This is a genomic window from Allosphingosinicella sp. (assembly GCF_036570505.1).
Lineage (GTDB): Bacteria > Pseudomonadota > Alphaproteobacteria > Sphingomonadales > Sphingomonadaceae > Allosphingosinicella.
Genome location: NZ_DATCYB010000035.1, coordinates 1 through 17,887, shown reverse-complemented (window position 1 = coordinate 17,887; position 17,887 = coordinate 1). Strand labels below are relative to the sequence as shown.

Annotated in this window: 21 protein-coding genes and 1 pseudogene; 9 read left to right on the top strand and 13 right to left on the bottom strand. The window is 66.0% G+C overall.

The window, feature by feature from the left end; translation table 11 throughout:
• Positions 1–524 (top strand): annotated as a pseudogene (locus VIR62_RS02705) (hypothetical protein); the annotation flags it as partial.
• Position 525: 1 nt separating this feature from the next.
• Here the strand turns inward: VIR62_RS02705 and VIR62_RS02700 are convergent.
• Positions 526–981, bottom strand: coding sequence for a universal stress protein (locus tag VIR62_RS02700; protein WP_431868478.1), 456 nt, complete (start codon positions 979–981; stop codon positions 526–528).
• Positions 982–1,138: 157 nt separating this feature from the next.
• On the opposite strand from VIR62_RS02700, the gene VIR62_RS02695 reads away from it, so the two are divergent.
• The 6 genes from VIR62_RS02695 to VIR62_RS02670 all read left to right on the top strand — a co-directional run bounded on the left by VIR62_RS02695 (position 1,139) and on the right by VIR62_RS02670 (position 6,429).
• Positions 1,139–2,440 carry a pyruvate dehydrogenase complex dihydrolipoamide acetyltransferase gene (locus tag VIR62_RS02695; protein WP_431868477.1) on the top strand — a complete coding sequence of 434 codons (1,302 nt, stop codon included), beginning with the start codon at positions 1,139–1,141 and terminating at the stop codon, positions 2,438–2,440.
• Positions 2,440–2,856, top strand: a complete 417-nt coding sequence (locus VIR62_RS02690; protein ID WP_431868475.1) for a hypothetical protein — start codon at positions 2,440–2,442, stop codon at positions 2,854–2,856. The genes VIR62_RS02695 and VIR62_RS02690 overlap by 1 nt, the downstream gene beginning before the upstream one ends.
• The gene (gene lpdA / locus VIR62_RS02685) at positions 2,849–4,243 is read left to right on the top strand and encodes a dihydrolipoyl dehydrogenase (RefSeq protein WP_431868473.1); all 1,395 of its coding nucleotides are present in this window, start codon (positions 2,849–2,851) and stop codon (positions 4,241–4,243) included. Before VIR62_RS02690 ends, lpdA begins: the two co-directional genes overlap by 8 nt.
• A 9-nt stretch (positions 4,244–4,252) precedes the next feature.
• Positions 4,253–4,531, top strand: coding sequence for a hypothetical protein (locus VIR62_RS02680; protein ID WP_431868472.1), 279 nt, complete (start codon positions 4,253–4,255; stop codon positions 4,529–4,531).
• 212 nt (positions 4,532–4,743) lie between these two features.
• Positions 4,744–5,004 carry a hypothetical protein gene (locus VIR62_RS02675; RefSeq protein ID WP_431868470.1) on the top strand — a complete coding sequence of 87 codons (261 nt, stop codon included), beginning with the start codon at positions 4,744–4,746 and terminating at the stop codon, positions 5,002–5,004.
• Positions 5,005–5,160: 156 nt separating this feature from the next.
• On the top strand, positions 5,161–6,429 hold the full coding sequence (locus VIR62_RS02670) for an amidohydrolase family protein (RefSeq protein WP_431868468.1): 1,269 nt from the start codon (positions 5,161–5,163) through the stop codon (positions 6,427–6,429).
• On the opposite strand, the gene egtD is transcribed toward VIR62_RS02670, so the two are convergent.
• From egtD to gluQRS, 5 genes are read right to left on the bottom strand one after another with little or no spacing between them, the layout of a single operon-like run.
• Positions 6,426–7,385: an L-histidine N(alpha)-methyltransferase gene (egtD, locus tag VIR62_RS02665; RefSeq protein WP_431868466.1), complete on the bottom strand. Its 960-nt coding sequence runs from the start codon at positions 7,383–7,385 to the stop codon at positions 6,426–6,428. The two genes, VIR62_RS02670 and egtD, sit on opposite strands and share 4 nt — an antisense overlap.
• A complete protein-coding gene (egtB, locus tag VIR62_RS02660) occupies positions 7,385–8,635 on the bottom strand; it encodes an ergothioneine biosynthesis protein EgtB (RefSeq protein WP_431868465.1) in 1,251 nt (416 codons plus the stop codon). Before egtB ends, egtD begins: the two co-directional genes overlap by 1 nt.
• A 58-nt stretch (positions 8,636–8,693) precedes the next feature.
• The gene (locus VIR62_RS02655; RefSeq protein ID WP_431868463.1) at positions 8,694–9,272 is read right to left on the bottom strand and encodes a cob(I)yrinic acid a,c-diamide adenosyltransferase; all 579 of its coding nucleotides are present in this window, start codon (positions 9,270–9,272) and stop codon (positions 8,694–8,696) included.
• A gap of 3 nt (positions 9,273–9,275) precedes the next feature.
• Positions 9,276–9,482, bottom strand: a complete 207-nt coding sequence (locus VIR62_RS02650; protein WP_431868462.1) for a twin transmembrane helix small protein — start codon at positions 9,480–9,482, stop codon at positions 9,276–9,278.
• 9 nt (positions 9,483–9,491) lie between these two features.
• A complete protein-coding gene (gene gluQRS / locus VIR62_RS02645) occupies positions 9,492–10,361 on the bottom strand; it encodes a tRNA glutamyl-Q(34) synthetase GluQRS (RefSeq protein WP_431868460.1) in 870 nt (289 codons plus the stop codon).
• A gap of 185 nt (positions 10,362–10,546) precedes the next feature.
• Here gluQRS and VIR62_RS02640 point away from each other — a divergent pair, with 185 nt between their 5' ends.
• Positions 10,547–11,113 carry an HNH endonuclease gene (locus VIR62_RS02640; protein WP_431868459.1) on the top strand — a complete coding sequence of 189 codons (567 nt, stop codon included), beginning with the start codon at positions 10,547–10,549 and terminating at the stop codon, positions 11,111–11,113.
• 31 nt (positions 11,114–11,144) lie between these two features.
• Here the strand turns inward: VIR62_RS02640 and VIR62_RS02635 are convergent, their stop codons facing one another.
• The 4 genes from VIR62_RS02635 to argH are packed head-to-tail and all read right to left on the bottom strand — an operon-like array spanning position 11,145 to position 14,589.
• A complete protein-coding gene (locus VIR62_RS02635) occupies positions 11,145–12,101 on the bottom strand; it encodes a CorA family divalent cation transporter (protein ID WP_431868457.1) in 957 nt (318 codons plus the stop codon).
• Positions 12,098–12,958 carry a UTP--glucose-1-phosphate uridylyltransferase GalU gene (gene galU / locus VIR62_RS02630; protein ID WP_431868455.1) on the bottom strand — a complete coding sequence of 287 codons (861 nt, stop codon included), beginning with the start codon at positions 12,956–12,958 and terminating at the stop codon, positions 12,098–12,100. The genes VIR62_RS02635 and galU overlap by 4 nt, the downstream gene beginning before the upstream one ends.
• 21 nt (positions 12,959–12,979) lie before the next feature.
• A complete protein-coding gene (locus VIR62_RS02625; RefSeq protein ID WP_431868454.1) occupies positions 12,980–13,216 on the bottom strand; it encodes a hypothetical protein in 237 nt (78 codons plus the stop codon).
• Positions 13,213–14,589 carry an argininosuccinate lyase gene (argH, locus tag VIR62_RS02620; RefSeq protein ID WP_431868479.1) on the bottom strand — a complete coding sequence of 459 codons (1,377 nt, stop codon included), beginning with the start codon at positions 14,587–14,589 and terminating at the stop codon, positions 13,213–13,215. The genes VIR62_RS02625 and argH overlap by 4 nt, the downstream gene beginning before the upstream one ends.
• Positions 14,590–14,605: 16 nt before the next feature.
• On the opposite strand from argH, the gene VIR62_RS02615 reads away from it, so the two are divergent.
• On the top strand, positions 14,606–15,193 hold the full coding sequence (locus VIR62_RS02615; RefSeq protein ID WP_431868452.1) for a TlpA family protein disulfide reductase: 588 nt from the start codon (positions 14,606–14,608) through the stop codon (positions 15,191–15,193).
• On the opposite strand, the gene VIR62_RS02610 is transcribed toward VIR62_RS02615, so the two are convergent.
• The 3 genes from VIR62_RS02610 to VIR62_RS02600 all read right to left on the bottom strand — a co-directional run bounded on the left by VIR62_RS02610 (position 15,168) and on the right by VIR62_RS02600 (position 17,674).
• Positions 15,168–16,085 (bottom strand): DMT family transporter, encoded by a 918-nt coding sequence (locus VIR62_RS02610; protein WP_431868450.1) that lies wholly within the window; start codon positions 16,083–16,085, stop codon positions 15,168–15,170. The two genes, VIR62_RS02615 and VIR62_RS02610, sit on opposite strands and share 26 nt — an antisense overlap.
• 93 nt (positions 16,086–16,178) lie before the next feature.
• Entirely contained in the window at positions 16,179–17,006 is an 828-nt protein-coding gene (gene dapD, locus VIR62_RS02605) for a 2,3,4,5-tetrahydropyridine-2,6-dicarboxylate N-succinyltransferase (RefSeq protein WP_431868449.1), read from the bottom strand.
• Positions 17,003–17,674, bottom strand: a complete 672-nt coding sequence (locus tag VIR62_RS02600) for a pyrimidine 5'-nucleotidase (protein WP_431868447.1) — start codon at positions 17,672–17,674, stop codon at positions 17,003–17,005. Before VIR62_RS02600 ends, dapD begins: the two co-directional genes overlap by 4 nt.
• Positions 17,675–17,887: the final 213 nt, after the last annotated feature.

The window sequence follows — 17,887 nt, the reverse complement described above, 5'->3', positions numbered from 1 at the left end:
GGTTCGCCCCGCCCGCGCCGGATCAGCGCTGGATCCGCTATTATGACGAGGCGCTGCTCCTCGACCGCTACGGCCGCGTGATCGATGTCCGCTCCGACTTCGACTGGGATCCTTACCGCGACGCGACGCGCTACGCCGGGCCGGGCGTTCCGGTCTATGTCGGCGACGGCGACTATTATCCGGACGCTGACGACTATGCCTATGTCGAAAGCTTCGACGACCGAGCCTATGCCGCACATGATTACGAGCCGGGCCCTTCTGAAGACGATTATGAAGGTGCATATTATGAAGGCGACCACGGCCCCGGCGTGATCGTGACCCATCACGGGATGCCGCATCCGGGTTATGCCTATCCTCCTCCGTCCTACGGCTATTATGGCTGGGGCGGCGTCACCGTTACCGAGACGACCGTCACCACCTATGGCTGCTGCGCCGAGGAGCAGGTCATGGTGAAGAAGCACCACCCCAAGAAGAAGCGGCATTACAAGCGCAAGGCCGTCCAGAGGCGGGGAGAGCTCGGTTAGGTCAGCTCAGCCGGTCGAGCGCCTCATCGCTGAGCTGGCCGGGCACGATCACCAGCGGGCAAGGCAGCGTGCTCGCCGCCGTCCCCGAGAAATGGGCGACCAGCGGTCCGGGGGCTCCCTCGGCCGCCGCGCCGAGCACGAGGGCGGCGATGTCGTCGCGCTCCTTCAGAAACTCGGTCACCGCTTTCACCGGATCGCCTTGGCGAACCGTGATCGACGGGGTGAGTCCGGCTTCCTCGACGATGGCGCTGGAGGCCTGAGCGACCATAGCCTCGGCCCGGAGCCGGGCTTCCTCCTCCATCGCCGCCTGGACTCCCCCCCATTGCGAAAATTCCTGCGGCGGGATCAGCGCCAAGAGCTCGATCGCCCCGCCGGTGCGCGCCGCCCGCCGCGCCGCATAGCGGAGCGCCGCCTGCGACTCCCGCGTTTCGTCCATGACGACCAGATATGCGCGCATGGCCCCTCCTGCCGGCGCGAAGGTGCGTCAGAACCGCCCTTGGCGCAAGCCCGGCCCCTTCGGCTGGCCGGAGGCCAGCCGCTCAGGACAGGCCTTGACCCCGCCCCTCGCCTGCTGTTTGGACTGGCCGCGCGGATAAGGAGAGGAAAGCCTTCCCATGCCTATTGAACTCAAGATGCCGGCTTTGTCCCCGACCATGGAGGAAGGGACTTTGGCCAAATGGCTGGTAAAGGAGGGCGATACGGTCGCGGCCGGCGATCTCCTCGCAGAGATCGAGACGGACAAGGCGACGATGGAGTTCGAGGCCGTGGATGAGGGCACGATCGCGAAGATCGTTGTGCCCGAGGGAACGGATCGCGTGAAGGTGGGCGAGGTGATCGCCGTCATCGCCGGTGAGGGTGAAGATGCAGGCGCGGCGGCGGAAGCGCCGAAGGCGGCGAAAGAGCCTGTCGCCAAGGAGGGCGGTGAGACCGGGGCGGGTCAGCCGGCGAAGGAGGACGCCGCACCGGCTCCGAAGCCCGAGGCGAAGGCCGCTCCGCAGGCCGCGCCGAAGGCCGATACCGGCGACCGCGTGAAGGCGAGCCCGCTCGCCCGGCGTCTGGCCGAGCAGAAGGGCGTCGACCTTTCAAGCCTGACCGGCTCCGGCCCGGGCGGACGGATCGTGAAGGCGGATATCGACTCGGCCACGGGCGCGCCGAAGAAGGCGGTGGCTCCCGAGGCCGCGCCGGTAGCGACTCCGGCAGCGGCCGCTGCGACGGCCGACACGGAGATTCCGCACGAGGCGGTCAAGCTCTCGAACATGCGCAAGACGATCGCGCGGCGCCTCACCGAGTCGAAGCAGCAGATCCCGCACATCTATCTCACGGTCGATATCCAGATCGACGCGCTGCTGAAGCTGCGGGGCGAATTGAACGAAAGCCTGAAGAGCCGCGGCGTCAAGCTGTCGGTCAACGACATGCTGATCAAGGCGCTCGCTATCTCGCTGATAGAAGTGCCGGCGTGCAACGTCTCCTTCGCCGGCGACCAACTGCTGAAATACAGCCGCGCGGACGTCTCGGTCGCGGTGTCGATCCCGAACGGCCTCATCACGCCGATCATCGTCGGCGCCGACACCAAGTCCATGTCCGCCATCGCCACCGAGATGAAGGACCTCGCCGGCCGCGCCAAGGAGGGCAAGCTCCAGCCGCATGAATATCAGGGCGGCACCGCGTCCATCTCCAACATGGGCATGTTCGGCATCAAGGCCTTCGACGCCGTCATCAACCCGCCCCAGGCGATGATCATGGCGATCGGCGCGGGCGAGAAGCGGCCCTATGTCGTGAACGATAGCCTCCAGATCGCCACCGTCATGAGCGCCACCGGCAGCTTCGACCACCGAGCCATTGACGGGGCGGACGGGGCCAAGCAGATGCAGGCGTTCAAGCGGCTGGTGGAAAACCCGCTGGGGATGCTTGCGTAATGAGCGCATCGGTCGCTCGCGTCCTTATCTCGTTGCTTGCGGGAACTTTGGCACCGTTCGTCATTGTCCTGCCGCTCGTAGCGGCGACGTCAGACCAGCCGCTCCAAATCTTATCTTGGTTCGATGTAAAGTTGACGGGTCTGATTGGCGCCCCGTTTACGGTGACTGGCTCTTTTCTCGTTGTCGGGCCTGCCTACTCGTTGCAGCGCGGAGAGCGTTCGGAGTTGAGAAAAGCGGTCGTGGTGCTGTGGATCAGCGCAATTGCCGGCTTTCTTATGTTGATGCCGTTTGCCGATCAATTTCCTTGGCAAGGCGCTGTCTGCGCTGTCGGGACCGCAGGACTTTGGCTTTTCCTGAACCGCGCCATTTGCCGTGCTGTAAAGACACCCATCCCATCGGAGCACCTGCATGGCTGATACTTACGACCTTATCGTTCTCGGCTCTGGGCCTGGCGGATATGTGGCCGCTATTCGCGCGTCGCAGCTTGGGATGAAAACCGCCATCGTCGAGCGGGAGAAGCTGGGCGGGATCTGCCTCAACTGGGGGTGCATTCCGACCAAGGCGCTGCTTCGCACGTCCGAGATCAATCATTATCTGACGCATGCCTCCGCCTACGGCCTCAGCGCGGAGAAGACGGGGTTCGATCTCGCCAAGATCGTCGACCGCAGCCGCAAGGTGGCGGGGCAGCTCAACATGGGCGTCAAGGGGCTCATGAAGAAGAACAAGATCACCGTCGTCGAGGGCGAAGGGAAGATCGCCGGCAAGGGCAAGCTCAGCGTCGCCAAGGACGGCAAGACGACGGAGCTGGCCGCCAAGCATATCATCATCGCCACCGGCGCGCGGGCGCGGGACTTGCCGTTCGCCAAGGCGGATGGGGAGCGGATCTGGACCTATCGGCACGCGATGGTGCCGAAGGAGATGCCGACCAAGCTGCTCGTCATCGGCTCGGGCGCGATCGGGGTGGAGTTCGCCAGCTTCTATTCGGACATGGGCGCGGAGGTGACCGTCGTCGAGATGCTCGATCGCATCCTGCCCGTGGAGGATGAGGAGGTCTCGGCCTTCATGATGAAGGCGCTCACCAAGCAGGGCATGAAGATCCATGTCGGCGCCGGGGTCGAGAAGCTGGAGGCTTCGGGCAAGGGCGTCAAAGCCTCAATCAAGGGCAAGGATGGCAAAGTCGTGCAAGACGACTTCTCCCACGCCATCGTCGCCATCGGAATCGTGCCGAACAGCGAGAATATCGGCCTGGAAGCGCTCGGCGTGAAGACGGAGCGCGGCCATATCGTCGTCGACGGCTATGCCCGCACCAATGTCGAGGGCATCTACGCCATCGGCGACGTCACCGGCCCGCCCTGGCTGGCGCACAAGGCGAGCCACGAGGGTGTCGTCTGCGTCGAGGCCATCGCGGAGAAGAAGCCGCACCCGTTCGAGACCTCGAACATCCCGGGCTGCACCTATTCCCGACCGCAGGTCGCCAGCGTCGGCCTCACCGAGGCCAAGGCGAAGGAAGAGGGCCGCAAGGTGAAGACCGGCAAATTCCCCTTCATCGGCAATGGCAAGGCGATCGCGCTCGGCGAGGCGGAAGGCTTCATCAAGACCGTGTTCGACGAGACCACCGGCGAGCTGTTGGGCGCTCACATGGTCGGCGCGGAAGTCACCGAGCTCATCCAGGGCTACGCCATCGCCCGCCAGCTCGAAACGACCGAGGAAGACCTGATGCACACCGTCTTCCCGCACCCGACCTTGAGCGAAATGATGCACGAGAGCGTCCTCGACGCCTACGGACGGGCGCTGCATTATTGAGGAGGTGGTATGGCCGATCCCGACGACGATCTGCTCGAAATGGATCGCGACCGGCTGATCGAGGAGGCGAAGCGCCTTCGTGCCGGCATCCGCGAGCATCGCGACAGCAGCCTGCACGCGCTTTGCTGGCACCATCCGCGGCTCTGGGGCCTGCTCCCGGAGCGGATCGAGCCTGAGATCGCCGTGCCGGAATGGCCGCAATTCCTGCGCGGTTGCCTGCGCTACCGCGAGAACCTCGACCGCCAGCGGCCGGATGCGCCGCGATCGGATCGGGAGTTCGATGGTTGAGCTATTGGTCGGTCCTCGACGCTACGGGTGGGCGCTGCATTACTAATTTCCTTCCCATCGGAAGATGCGGGAAGGGGGCGGTAGAGGGGGTAAGGCTCAGACCCTTGGTGGTTCGCGCGCGATCCTGTGAATCCGGCGCCTTTACCCCTCCACCACATTTCATGTGGTCCCCTTCCCCAGGAAATCCTGGGGAGGAATAGGAAGGTGATGTTATGGAATTCGACGATCAGATGCGGCGCTATTTCGGGACGGTGCAGCTGGCATCGTTGCCGCCGCAGGCGCTTGCGGCCGGGATCGAGCGGATGCAGGTCGATCTAGGGCTGGAGCGGGACCGGGGGCGGCGCTTCGCGCTGTGGGCGCTGCTCCACATGCTCGGCGCGGCGCCGGACCTCGACGTCGCGTTCGAGGACGAAGCGGACCGCGAGGCGGCGCGGAGCTTCATGGATTTGGCGGACAAGCCCCAGGAAAATTGAACGCCTGAAGCAGGAAGCGGCCTCTCTCCGTTAGGCGCATGCACAGTGCGCTTCGGCGACGGCGAGGATGCGCCCAGGGCGTGGATCCGAAATCCTCTTCCCGGCGGGCACGGAAGATGGAATGACGTTGCTCACATTCCAGACGAGGGGGCCTTCATGATCCGCTATTTTGCCACGGCGGCACTTGCCGCGCTATCTGTCGCCGCCGAGGCGGAAACCGTGGTGGTGACCGCCGACCGGATGGTCGACGTGCTCGCCGGGCGGGTGGTCGAGCGGCCGGTGATCACGATCGTGGACGGGCGAATCAGCGCGGTCTCGACGGGCGCGGCGACGGCGGCGCCGGAAGGGGCGAAGCGTATCGACCTGCCGGGCAAGACGATCCTGCCGGGTCTGATCGACATGCACGTCCATCTCGACGGCAATCCCCGCTATGGCGGTTACACCAGCCTGCAGTTCACCGACCTGTTCTGGCCGGTGCAGGGCGTCGGCAATGCGCGGGACATGCTGCATGCGGGTTTCACGACGGTGCGGAACGTGGGCTCGGAAGGCTATTCGGACGTCGCCTACAAGCAGGCGACCGAGGAAGGGCTGATGGAGGGGCCGCGCATCGTTCCCGCCGCGCACGCGCTCTCGGCGACGGGCGGGCATTGCGACAGCACCTATCTGCCGCCCTCCTTCGAGGCGGTGGGCAAGGCGGTCGGCGATGGGCCGCAGGAGCTGAGGAAGCGGGTGCGCGAGCAGCGGAAATATGGCGCGGAGGTGATCAAGGTCTGCGCCACCGGCGGCGTCTTCTCGCGCAACACCGAGCCGGGGCAGCAGCAGTTGTCCGAGGAGGAGCTTCGCGCGATCGCCGACGAGGCGCATCAATGGGGGCTGAAGGTCGCCGCCCACGCCCATGGCGCGGCGGGGATCAAGGCGGCTATCCGGGCCGGGATCGACACGATCGAGCATGCCTCGCTGATCGATGCGGAGGGCGTTCGCCTGGCGAAGGAGCATGGCACCTGGCTCGCCATGGACATATTCAATACCGAATATACGCAGGCGGAGGGGGCCAGGAATGGCGTCATGGAGGACAACCTGCGCAAGGACCGCGAGATCGCGCAATTGCAGCGCGACAATTTCCGCACGGCGCATGAGGCCGGCGCGAAAATGGTCTTCGCGACCGATGCCGGCGTGATGCCGCACGGGACGGCGGGTGGCCAGTTCCGGGTGATGACCGAATATGGAATGACGCCGATGGAGGCGATCCAGGCGGCGACGCGGAATGCGGCCCAGGCGCTGGGGCGGGAAGCCGATGTCGGCGCGATCGCGGTGGGGCGCTACGGAGACATCATCGCAGTGGACGGCGACCCGCTGGCCAACGTCCGCGAGCTCGAGGATGTCGACGTCGTGATCAAGGGCGGCGAGGTGGTGAAGGACGACTAGGGCGCGAACCTGGGCGGCTCGGCGACCGCCAGGATGAGGGCGAACTGGTCGGCTTCGTCGGTCCATTCCTCGGTGACGCCCCAGCCGGCGGCGCGGAGTAGGAGGCGGGAGTCGCGAAGACCGTATTTGTGGCTGTTCTCGGTGTGGATGGTCTCGCCGGCCTTGAAGGCGAAGGGCTGGCCTTCGATCGTGAACTCGACGTCGCGGAGCGCCTCCAGGTGCATCTCGATCCGCGAGGCCTTATCGTTCCAGATGGCGCGGTGGCGGAAGGCTTCGGCGGGGATGGTGCCGTTCAGTTCGGCGTTGATGCGGTGAAGGAGGTTTAGGTTGAACTCGGCCGTGACGCCGGCGGCATCGTCATAGGCGCGGGCGAGGACGTCGACGTCCTTCAGGCGATCCATCCCGATGAGGAGATAGGCGCCGGAGCCTAAGGTCGCCTTCATCGCGCGCAGCAGATCAACGGCGGTGCGGGGGACCAGGTTGCCGATGGTGGAGCCGGGGAAGAAGCCGAGTTTCGACAGGCCGGCGACTGCGTCGGGGAGCGCGATCGGTTTCGTGAAGTCGCCTTCGACAGGGTGGATCGGGAGCCCCGGAAAATCCGCCTGCAAGGCGGCGGCGGCGTCGCGGAGGAAGTCGCCCGATATGTCGATCGGGACATAGGCGGCCGGCGCCACCGCGCGGAGAAGGATCGGCGTCTTGGTCGAGGAGCCCGAGCCGAACTCGATCACCGCGTCGCCCTTGCCGGCGATCCGCGCCACATCGGCGCAGTGACGCTCGAGCAGCGCCCGCTCGGTGCGGGTGGGATAATATTCGGGAAGCTCGGTGATCTTCTCGAACAGTTCGGACCCCCGCCGGTCGTAGAGCCAGCGGGCGGGAATGGCGGGGATAGGCGCGGCGAGGCCGGCGAGTACGTCGGCGCGGAACGCCGGGTCGGCCTGGGCGCGGGGCGCGTCCATCACAGATCCTTCGCGAGCCTGAGGCCGGTGAACTGCCAGCGCTGGTGGGGATAGAAGAAGTTGCGGTAGCTGGACCGTGAGTGGCCGCGCGGCGTCGCGCAGCTGGCGCCCTTCAGCACCATCTGCCCGCTCATGAACTTGCCGTTATATTCGCCGACTGTCCCCGCAGCAGGCTTGAAGCCGGGATAGGGAAGGAAGGCGCTCATCGTCCATTGCCAGACGTCGCCGAACAGGTGGCCGCCGCCCAGCGGACGCACCGGCCCGGCTTCGTCGAGCTGATGGCCACCGGCGGAATCTGCGTCGGCCGCCGCCGTTTCCCATTCCGCCTCGGTCGGCAGGCGCGCCCCGGCCCAGCGGGCGTAGGCGTCCGCCTCATAATAGCTGATGTGGCAGACGGGCTCGGCGGGATTGACGGGACGCAGTCCGTCGAGGCCAAAGCGCATCCAGCTTTCTTCGGAGCGGCTCCAGTAGAGCGGCGCTTCGATGCGGTTCTCGGCCGCCCACTCCCAGCCGTCCGAAAGCCAGTGCGCGGCTGCGGCGTAGCCGCCGTCCTCCATGAAGCGAAGCCACTCGCCGTTCGTGACAAGCCGATCGGCAAGCGCGTGGCGACGAAGAAGCACCTCGTGCCGCGGCGTTTCGCAGTCGAAGGCGAAGCCACCGCTGTCATGACCAATCCGCTCGACACCATTCCTGCCTTCCACCCAACGGATCGCGTCCGGAAGGGGCGCGGGCGTCGCGGGAGGATGATCCCACATGGCAGGCATCAGTGGATTTTCCGCGAACGTCGCGAGAATGTCGGTCAACATCAGTTCTTGATGCTGCTGCTCATGATTGAGGCCGAGCTCCACCAATCCAAGCCCATCTTCACCAAGACCCGGGATGGCCTGCGCGACCGCCCCATCCACATGGTCGCGGTAGGCAAGGATCTCGTCGAGCGACGGCCGGCTGATCATGCCGCGTCGGGGCCGGGCATGCCGTTCCCCTTCGCCCTGATAATAGCTGTTGAAGAGGAACGGCCAGCGCTCGTCGTAAAGACGGTAGCCGGCGACATGATCGCGCAGGACGAATGTCTCGAAGAACCAGCTCGTATGCGCAAGATGCCATTTGGCGGGCGAGGCGTCCGGATGCGGCTGGAGCGTGGCGTCGGCGTCTGACAGCGGGGCGGCGATGGCCCGGCTCAGCGCCCGTACGGTGCGGAAGCGCCGCGAAATATCGCCAGCCGCCGGAGCGGATCGTGCTTCGCTCGCCATCCTCTCCTCCTGCCGTGACGAATCTACAGCGTCATGACGTCAGCGCAACACCCGGCGTTCAGCCAAGGTCCCGCGTTGCCCCGGGCTTCCACAAGATATCGCCGCCCTCAGTCTTCGCGACCAGCCGGGCGAGCACGAACAGATGGTCGGAGAGCCGGTTGATATAGGCGAGCGCCAGCGGATTGAGCGGGACCGCCTTCGCCGCCGCGACCGCCATCCGTTCGGCGCGGCGGACGACGCCGCGGGCGAGGTGGAGGTGCGCGGCCCCTCCGTCGCCTCCGGGAAGGATGAAGCTCCTCAAGGGCTCCAGCTCCGCATTCATGGCGTCGATCTCGCGCTCGAGCCGGTCGATCTGATCCTGGACGATGCGGAGCGTCATTTCGGACGGGGCGAAATTCTCGCCGGGCGTCGCGAGGTCGGCGCCGAGATCGAACAGCTCGTTCTGGATATTGGAAAGCATCGTCCGATGGCGCTCGTCATGCACATGACGCAGCGCCACACCGATCGCGCCATTGGCTTCGTCAACGTCGCCGATTGCCGCCATGCGCGCATCGGCCTTGGAGACGCGCGACCCGTCGACCAGTCCGGTATCGCCGGTATCGCCGGTTCGGGTATAGATTTTGTTGAGCTTGACCAACGCTCAGCTCCCGCCGGTGCCGGCGAACATCAGGAGCAGCACGACCAGGATGATCGCCAGCGCCTGGAACATGACGCGCTTGCGCATCAGCTCCTGGCTCTTCTGCCCGGTGACATCCTTGCCCTGCGCCATGCCGATGACGCCCTTGACGAGAACGAAGAGGGTCGCCCCGGCGGCCAGCACGATGAGGATGATGAGGATCGTCTGCATGGGCCCTCTCTAGCCTCCGCCGACCGAATATCCAGCGGGCAATGCGCCGACGCGCAGATCGGCCACCAGCTTTTCCGGATCGGTCCCGCCCGCGCATAGATCGGCGAGGGTCGGCGCGCCGTTGCGCTTGGCCAGCCGCCGCCCCTCGGCGTCGGTCAGCAACGGATGATGATGATAATGCGGCACCGGCAGGCCCAGCAGCGCCTGAAGCAGCCGGTGGACGTCGGTGGCGGCGAACAGGTCTCGCCCGCGCACCACGTCGCTGACGTCTTGGGCCGCGTCGTCGACGGCGACGGCGAGATGGTAGCTGGTCGGCGCATCCTTGCGGGCGAGGACGACGTCGCCGAACCGCTCGGGCTCCGCCTGCACCTCGGTATGGTCGTCTTCCCAATAAAGCGGCCCGGCCCGCGCCGACGCCTTGGCGACGTCGAGCCGCCAGGCATGGGCTTCATCGCGGAGCCGCCGCGCGCGCTCGTCGGCCGACAGGGTGCGACAGGTGCCGGGATAGATGGGGCCATCGGGTCCGTGGGGCGCCTCGGCGCTGGCCGCGATCTCCTTGGCGATGTCGCTTCGCGTGCAAAAGCAGGGATAGGCGAGTCCCTGTTCCTTCAACCGTTCCAGTGCGTCGGCATAGAGGGAAAGCCGCTCCGACTGATAGACGATCTCCCCGTCGGGCTCGAGGCCGAGCCAGAGAAGATCCCCGATGATGCCGTCGACGAATTCGGTTCGCTTCCGCGCCGGGTCGATATCCTCGATGCGAAGCAGGAACATGCCTTCGCGATCCCGGGCGAAGTCATGAGCGAGGAGAGCCGAGTAAGCGTGGCCGAGATGGAGGCGCCCCGTCGGCGAGGGCGCGAAGCGGGTGACGACATTTTTCATGAAATCGGCTCTTGACCGCGAGTCGCGCTTGATGTTGTCATGACCTCGTCACGCGAAGCAGCCAGGGCGTGATCGAAACCAGGGGAAGAAGGCTCGGCGCAGCCCTTCTCCGGCGTTGAGTGCGACAGGGTCGGGGCGGCGGTTTCAGGGACTTCTTCCCATGAAACGGGAGCCATTGCCGGTCCATGTATCATCCTGATCTCATACGGCATCCGGACAGTTGCCCTGCGTTGGTGCTGAACGCGGACTATACTCCGCTCAGCTATTATCCCTTGAGCCTGTGGCCCTGGCAGACCGCCGTCAAGGCGGTCTTTTTGGAACGGGTGGACATCGTCGCCAACTATGTCCGCGAGGTGCACAGCCCCACTCGCACCATGCAGATCCCGAGCGTCATCGCGCTCAGGCAATATGTGAAGCCCTCCGAATATCCGGCCTTCACCCGGTTCAACCTGTTCCTCCGCGACAAGTTCGCCTGCCAATATTGCGGCGACCCGAGGGAATTGACCTTCGACCACGTCATCCCGCGCGCCCAAGGCGGGCGCACGACCTGGGAGAATGTCGCCACCGCCTGCGCGCCCTGCAACCTCAGAAAAGGCGGCCGCACGCCCGCCCAAGCGCATATGAATCTGAACCGCCGGCCGATCCGCCCGACTAGCTGGCAACTGCAGGACCATGGCCGCGCGTTCCCGCCCAACTATCTTCACGATAGCTGGCGCGACTATCTCTACTGGGACATCGAGCTGGAGGCGTAATACCTCTCCATCGCTTCTCGACAGGGAGGAATCAGCGCCTCAGCCAGCTTTTTCTCGCGAACCAGCCGGCGATGGCGAGCGCGACGGCCACGCAGAAGGCGGTGATGTACCAAAAGGCTCCCGGCACTTGTGCGATCGGAATGCTCGCCACGTTCATGCCGAACAATCCAGTGATAAAGGTCAGGGGCAGGAAGATGAGCGCGACGATCGAGATGAGGAGAGCGCGGCCGTCGATCTGCTCGGCCCGCATGTCGATCAGTTGCTCATGGAGCAGGGCGGCGCGTTCGCGCACCGCCTCCAGCTCTTCGGTCATCCGGGCGAAGCGGTCGGCGGCCTCGCGGATGTGGAGCCGATCGTCCTTGGCCAGCCACTCGACCTCGAGGTTCGAAAGGGTCGAGAGGGCGTCGCGGTCAGGGGCGACGAAGCGGCGGAAGGCGATGGCCTCGACGCGGATGGCGGCGATGGTTCGGCGCAGGCGATAGATGTTACGCGGCTCCAGCTGGGTTTCGCAATCGTCGAGCGTGTCGCCCAGATCGGCGACCTGCGGGTCGAGCTCACGTGAGATTTCGCGCGCGAAGGCGGCGATGAGGTCGCCGGGATCATGGATCCTGCCGGCCTCGGCGAGGGCGACGACGGCCTTCATAGCCGCCAGTGGCCGGCGCGTCACCGAGTTCACGCGCCCACCGCGGACCCAGAAGCGGATCGAGACCAAGCGGTCGGCGTGCTCACCCTTTTCCGCCGCATCGCCGCGAAGGTTGACGATGGCGCCGTCCTCGATGCGGTCGCAGCGGGGTCGGGTCTCCGTGGCGACGAGCGCGTTGGCGGCGATGTCGGGCATTTCGTCATAGCGGCGCAGCGTCGCGAGATCAGCCTGATCGCCGCCGTCGATATGGACCCAGACGAAACCCTTCCCCTTATAGGCCGCCGCCTCGGCCGGATCGACCGGCCGCAGCGGACCGTCTCCGACGAGGCGGGCGGCGCAGCTCATTTCAGATCGGCGATGAACGCGCGCACGGCGGGGCCGACATCGTCGCGCTCCAGGGCAAGCGCGATATTGGCGGTGATGAAGCCCGCCTTGTCGCCGCAATCGTAGCGGACGGCATCGACGGTAAGACCGTGGAAGGGCTGCTCACCGATCAATGCGGCCATGGCGTCGGTCAGCTGGATCTCGCCGCCGGCGCCCTTTTCCTGGGTGTCGAGGATACGCATCACTTCGGGCTGGAGGATGTAGCGGCCGACGATGCCGAGGGTGGAGGGCGCCTCCTCCGGCTTCGGCTTTTCGACCAGTCCCCTCACCTCGGTCAGCGCGCCGTCGACCGCGCCGGGAGTGATGATGCCGTAGCTCGACGTCTTCTCGCGCGGCACGTCCATCGCGCAGATGATGTTGCCGCCTACCTTATCGTAGGCCGCGACCATTTGGGCGAGGCAGCCGGGCTTTCCCCACATGAGATCGTCCGGGAGGAGGACCGCGAAAGGTTCGTCGCCGACAATGTCGCGCGCGCACCAGACCGCATGACCCAGCCCCAGCGGCTCCTGCTGGCGGACCGAGGCGACGGCGCCCGGGGGCAGGCGGGTCGGCTCCAGCGGTTCGAGCGACTTGCCGCGCTCGCGCATCGTCGCCTCGAGCTCATAGGCGAGATCGAAATAGTCCTCGAGCGCGCCCTTGCCGCGGCCGGTGACGAAAATCATCTGCTCGATCCCGGCCTCGCGCGCTTCGTCGACCGCATATTGGATAAGCGGCTTGTCGACGACCGGCAGCATCTCCTTGGCGAAGGCCTTGGTGGCGGGGAGGAAGCGGGTGCCGAGGCCCGCGACGGGGAAGACGGCCTTGCGGACGGGTTTCATTCTTTCTCCGGTCAGTTAGGTTTACTGAGGCGGCAGGTCGAAGCGATCGTCCTCGCGTTCTTCCGAACGGGTCAGCAGCTCATCGACACGCTCCGGACGGGCGATGGGTGTCGGCTCCATCAGCTCGTCGGTAGTCGGAGGCTCCGACGCCATCGCGGGAGCGGGCGGCATGCTGTCTCCGGGCGCCGGACGCAGCGGCTCGCGGCTACCGCAGGCGGCCAGCAGCAGCGCGGCGGCAACAAGCATTGTCAGCCTCATCGGTCCATCTCCAGCGCCGCCTTCGCCTCCTCGATCCGCGCGCGCACCGCTTCCGGCGCGGTGCCGCCATGGCTGATCCTGCTTCTAACAGAAGCATCGACGGAGAGGACATCGAAAACCGACGCGTCGATCCGGGAGTCGATGCCCTGGAGATCATCGAGCGAGAGTTCCCACAGCCGCGCATCGCGATCTTCCGCCAGCCGCACGGCGCGACCGGTAATATGGTGCGCCTGACGGAAGGGAATACCGGCGACCCGGACCAGCCAGTCGGCGAGGTCCGTGGCGGTGGAATGACCCGTCTCGGCGGCGGCGCGCATGCGGTCCGCATTGAAGGTGGTGGTATCCACCATGCCTGTCATCGCGGCGATCGAGAGGGCGAGGAGGTCGTGCGCTTCGAATGCCGGCGGCTTGTCGTCCTGCATGTCCTTCGAATAAGCGAGCGGCAGGCCCTTCATGGTCACAACCAGCGACGTCATGGCGCCGGCGATCCGCCCCGAATGGCCGCGCACAAGCTCGGCGGCATCGGGATTGCGCTTTTGCGGCATGATCGAGGAGCCGGTCGAATAGGCGTCGGGCAGCGACACGAAACCGTAGGGCTGGCTTGCCCAGAGGATGAACTCCTCCGCCAAGCGCGAGAGGTGCAGGGCGCACTGGGTGGCGGCCATCAGATAGTCGAGCGCGAAGTCCCGGTCCGAGACGCTGTCGAGCGAGTTGGCGGTGGGGCCATCGAAGCCAAGCGCGGACGCGGTGGTGTCACGATCGATGGGAAAGCTGGTGCCGGCGAGCGCCGCCGCCCCGAGCGGACATCGGTTGAGCCGCGCCCGAGCATCGGCGAAGCGCGAGACATCGCGGCGGAGCATCTCATAATAAGCCATGAAATGATGGCCCAGCGTCACCGGCTGGGCGACCTGGAGGTGCGTGAAGCCGGGCATCACCGCCTCGGCATGCTCCTCGGCGCGCCCCACCAGCGCCCGCTGGAGGCTGTCCAGCCCGGCCATGACATCGTCGATCGCGTCGCGCACCCACAGGCGGAAGTCGGTCGCTACTTGGTCGTTGCGCGAGCGGGCGGTGTGGAGGCGGCCGGCGGCCGGGCCGATCAAGTCGGCGAGGCGGTGTTCGACATGCATGTGGATGTCTTCGAGCGCCGGATCTTCGGGAACGCCTTCCCGCCCATATTCGGCAGCGATGCGGTCGAGACCCTCACCGATGGCGGCGGCATCCTCGCGGGAGACGATGCCTTGTGCGGCGAGCATGGCGACATGCGCCCGGGACGCCCGCAGGTCCTGCCGCCATAGCCGCTTGTCGAAGCCGATCGAGGCATTTATCTCCCGCATCAAAGCGGAGGGGCCCGCGGCGAAGCGGCCGCCCCACATGCTGTTGGAGTTTTCCGTGCGGCTGATCACCCTTCTCCCCGGCCTGATGCTCGGCCTCTTTCTGGCCGGCTGCGATAGGCAAAAGGCGGACACCCCGCAAGGCGGCGGCGCGCCCAGCCAATGGGCGGGGCCACGCACGGGCGAAGAACGGCCCACCGGTCGGCTCGACCGATCCCACGCCGGCACGCCCGCGCCCGTCGCTTCCTTCGAGACTCCCGAGGGCGAGCCGACGACCCTCGCCGACTTTCGCGGCAAGCCGCTACTGGTCAATCTCTGGGCCACCTGGTGCGCACCCTGCATCGAGGAGATGCCGACCCTCGACGCCCTCGCCGCCCGCGACGGGGAGCTTCAGGTTCTCGTCGTCAGCCAGGACCTGGACGGCCGCGAGAAGGTCGAAGCCTTTTTCGAGCACGGCCAGTTCTCGATGCTGGAATCCTATCTCGACCCCCAAATGGCTCTGATGATGGAGTTGAAGGTCGATACGCTTCCGACTACCATTCTTTATGACGCCCAGGGTCGCGAAATCTGGCGCATGACCGGACGGGCTGACTGGACCGGCGATCGAACCGCCGGGCTGATCAGCGAAGCGCTTCCGCCGGCCTGAGTCGCCGGAACAGCCGACCGTCGATCGCGGCGAGGCCCGCACCGATGAACGCCATGCCGGCGAAATGCCTAGACTCCAGCACCTCGCCCAGGAGCAGCGCGCCGAGCAGGATCGCGCTGATCGGGATCAGGAAGGTGACGAGCAGCGCGTTGGTCGCGCCGGCCGAGGCGATCAGCCGGAAGTAGAGGATATAGGCGAAGCTGGTGCAGAAGAGGGCGAGCGCGACGAGCGCGGCCCAGGCCTCGGCCGCCGGAGCCGACGCCTGCCAGGGCGGCTCGAACAGTAACACCAGGGGCAGCACGAGGAGAACGGCGGCGGTGAGCTGGCCGGTCGAGACCGCCACGGGGTCGATGCCCATGCCGCGGAAGCGCCGCCCGTAGACCCCGGCCAGCGCGTAGCAGAGGGTCGCGACCAGGCAGGCGAGCTGGGCCCATAGCTCGGTCCCGATCTCGCCCAGCAAGTCCGGCCCGATCATCAGCGCGACGCCGCCGAAGCCCAGCAGCACGCCCACCACCTTACCCGGCGTCATCCGCTCGTCCTGGGTCATGAGATGGGCGACGATCACGCCCCAGATCGGCGTCGTCGCATTGAGGATCGAGCCCAGTCCGCCGGTGATCGTCTTCTGCGCCCACGCGAACAGCACGAACGGCAGCACATTGTTGAGCAAGGCGAGGATGACAAAGGCGCCGACCGCGCCCGAAGGCAGCGGCAGCCTCTGCCCCCGCGCCAGCAGGAACGCCCACAGGGCGGCCGACGCGATGGTGACGCGGATCAGCACCAGGGTGAAGGGCCGCACCGTCTCCACCGCGATCTCGATGAAGAAGAACGAGCCGCCCCAGAGGAAAGACAGGAACAGCAGGATCGCCCAGTCCCGCCCGCTCATACTTCCCATGTTCGCGCTCATTCGGCCGACATAGGCAGTTTCGGCCGGATCGCACCACGAAACGTGCGATCAAAGCCATAAGGGCGGCTTATGACCTTCCCGTCAGTCGCGAAGCAGCTCGTTGATGCTGGTCTTGGAACGCGTCCTGGCGTCGACGCGCTTGACGATCACGGCGCAGGCGAGACTGGGACCGGTGCCATTTTTGGGCGGAAGCGTGCCGGGGACGACGACCGAATAAGCGGGGACACGGCCCATGAAGATTTCGCCGCTTTGCCGGTCGACGATCTTGGTGGACGCGCCGAGGAAGACGCCCATGGAAAGGACGGCGCCTTCCTCAACCACCACGCCTTCGGCAACTTCGGAGCGGGCGCCGATGAAGCAATTGTCCTCAATGATGACGGGGCCGGCCTGGAGCGGTTCCAGCACGCCGCCGATGCCGGCGCCGCCCGAGATATGAACGTTGCTGCCGATCTGGGCACAGCTGCCAATGGTCGCCCAGGTGTCGACCATCGTCCCTTCGCCGACATAGGCGCCGATATTGACGAAGCTCGGCATCAGCACCGCGCCCTTGCCGATGAAGGCGCCGCGGCGGACGATGGCGCCGGGGACGGCGCGGAAGCCGGCCTTGGTGAAATCGCTCGCGTCCCAGCCGCTGAACTTTGATGGCACCTTGTCCCACCAATGGGCGGCGCCGGGCGCGCCGGAGATGGCTTCCATGGGGTTGAGACGGAAGCTCAGCAGGACCGCCTTCTTCAGCCACTGGTTGACGCGCCAGCCGTCCGGCCCCTTTTCGGCGACCCGCGCCTCGCCGGCGTCCAGCGCCGACAATGCCGCATCGACGGCCTGACGCACCGGTCCCCTGGTATCGGGACCGATGGTGTCGCGCTCTTCCCACGCCTGCTCGATGGTCGCCTGAAGCGCATGCGTCATTCCTGTTCCCCTAGAATCTCGGTGAGCCACTCGCCGATATCGGCGATGCGGTAATCGATAAAGGCCGGATCGGCACCATGCCCGCCGCGCTCGGAGCCGTTGTCGACCCAGACCGTGGTCATGCCGAGCGCTTTGGCCGGCTCCAGGTTGCGGGCCATGTCCTCCACGAAAAGGGCGGTCTCCGGGTCGATGGCATGGCGCTCGCACAGGGCGGCGTAGGATCGCGGATCCGGCTTGGGCACATAATCCATTGCATGGATGTCGTGCATCCCGTCGAAGGCGTTGGCGAGACCGAGTTTCTCGAGCACGCGGGCAGCATAGGCTTCATCGCCGTTGGTGAAGACGAACTTGCGGCCGGGGAGGCGATCGAGCGCGGCGACCAGCGCTGGATCGGCCGAGAGGCGGGCGAGATCGATGTCGTGGACATAATCGAGGAAATCATGCGGCTCTACGCCATGCGCCGCCATCAGCCCGGCGAGCGTCGTACCATGTTCGTGGAAATAGCCCTTCTGCACCCGCCGCGCCTCCACCGGATCGCAGGCGAGCAGCCGCTGGATATAGTCGCCCATGCGAATATCGATCAGTTCGAACAGGTTCGCCGAGGCGGGATAGAGGCTGTTGTCGAGATCGAAGATCCAGCAGTCGATATGGCGCAGCGCGGCAAGCATGGCCGCCCCCTTAGGGCGAACGGTGCCTTCAGCAAAATGAAAGGATTGCGTGCATAGACTCATGCCGGAAATTCCCAAATTGATGTAATGGCTTGGGCGGGATCCATGATGGACGGTCGTGCATATCGGAAAGCTCTCATCCTGTCGGCGTGCGCCGCTGCGCTGGCGCTCGGCGGCTGCGGCGGTGGAGGTGGCGGGCCGCGACCCGCCCCA

What these genes read in the sequence shown, in the direction of transcription:
- VIR62_RS02640 (WP_431868459.1), top strand. Translation starts at nt 10,547, where the DNA reads ATGTATCATCCTGATCTCATACGGCATCCGGACAGTTGCCCTGCGTTG.
- egtB (WP_431868465.1), bottom strand. Translation starts at nt 8,635, where the DNA reads ATGGCGAGCGAAGCACGATCCGCTCCGGCGGCTGGCGATATTTCGCGG.
- argH (WP_431868479.1), bottom strand. Translation starts at nt 14,589, where the DNA reads ATGTGGGGCGGCCGCTTCGCCGCGGGCCCCTCCGCTTTGATGCGGGAG.
- VIR62_RS02700 (WP_431868478.1), bottom strand. Translation starts at nt 981, where the DNA reads ATGCGCGCATATCTGGTCGTCATGGACGAAACGCGGGAGTCGCAGGCG.
- VIR62_RS02670 (WP_431868468.1), top strand. Translation starts at nt 5,161, where the DNA reads ATGATCCGCTATTTTGCCACGGCGGCACTTGCCGCGCTATCTGTCGCC.
- VIR62_RS02635 (WP_431868457.1), bottom strand. Translation starts at nt 12,101, where the DNA reads ATGAGCTGCGCCGCCCGCCTCGTCGGAGACGGTCCGCTGCGGCCGGTC.
- VIR62_RS02600 (WP_431868447.1), bottom strand. Translation starts at nt 17,674, where the DNA reads ATGCTTGCCGCGCTGCGCCATATCGACTGCTGGATCTTCGATCTCGAC.
- VIR62_RS02610 (WP_431868450.1), bottom strand. Translation starts at nt 16,085, where the DNA reads ATGGGAAGTATGAGCGGGCGGGACTGGGCGATCCTGCTGTTCCTGTCT.
- VIR62_RS02650 (WP_431868462.1), bottom strand. Translation starts at nt 9,482, where the DNA reads ATGCAGACGATCCTCATCATCCTCATCGTGCTGGCCGCCGGGGCGACC.
- dapD (WP_431868449.1), bottom strand. Translation starts at nt 17,006, where the DNA reads ATGACGCATGCGCTTCAGGCGACCATCGAGCAGGCGTGGGAAGAGCGC.
- VIR62_RS02695 (WP_431868477.1), top strand. Translation starts at nt 1,139, where the DNA reads ATGCCTATTGAACTCAAGATGCCGGCTTTGTCCCCGACCATGGAGGAA.
- VIR62_RS02680 (WP_431868472.1), top strand. Translation starts at nt 4,253, where the DNA reads ATGGCCGATCCCGACGACGATCTGCTCGAAATGGATCGCGACCGGCTG.
- egtD (WP_431868466.1), bottom strand. Translation starts at nt 7,385, where the DNA reads ATGGACGCGCCCCGCGCCCAGGCCGACCCGGCGTTCCGCGCCGACGTA.
- lpdA (WP_431868473.1), top strand. Translation starts at nt 2,849, where the DNA reads ATGGCTGATACTTACGACCTTATCGTTCTCGGCTCTGGGCCTGGCGGA.
- galU (WP_431868455.1), bottom strand. Translation starts at nt 12,958, where the DNA reads ATGAAACCCGTCCGCAAGGCCGTCTTCCCCGTCGCGGGCCTCGGCACC.
- VIR62_RS02690 (WP_431868475.1), top strand. Translation starts at nt 2,440, where the DNA reads ATGAGCGCATCGGTCGCTCGCGTCCTTATCTCGTTGCTTGCGGGAACT.
- VIR62_RS02675 (WP_431868470.1), top strand. Translation starts at nt 4,744, where the DNA reads ATGGAATTCGACGATCAGATGCGGCGCTATTTCGGGACGGTGCAGCTG.
- VIR62_RS02625 (WP_431868454.1), bottom strand. Translation starts at nt 13,216, where the DNA reads ATGAGGCTGACAATGCTTGTTGCCGCCGCGCTGCTGCTGGCCGCCTGC.
- gluQRS (WP_431868460.1), bottom strand. Translation starts at nt 10,361, where the DNA reads ATGAAAAATGTCGTCACCCGCTTCGCGCCCTCGCCGACGGGGCGCCTC.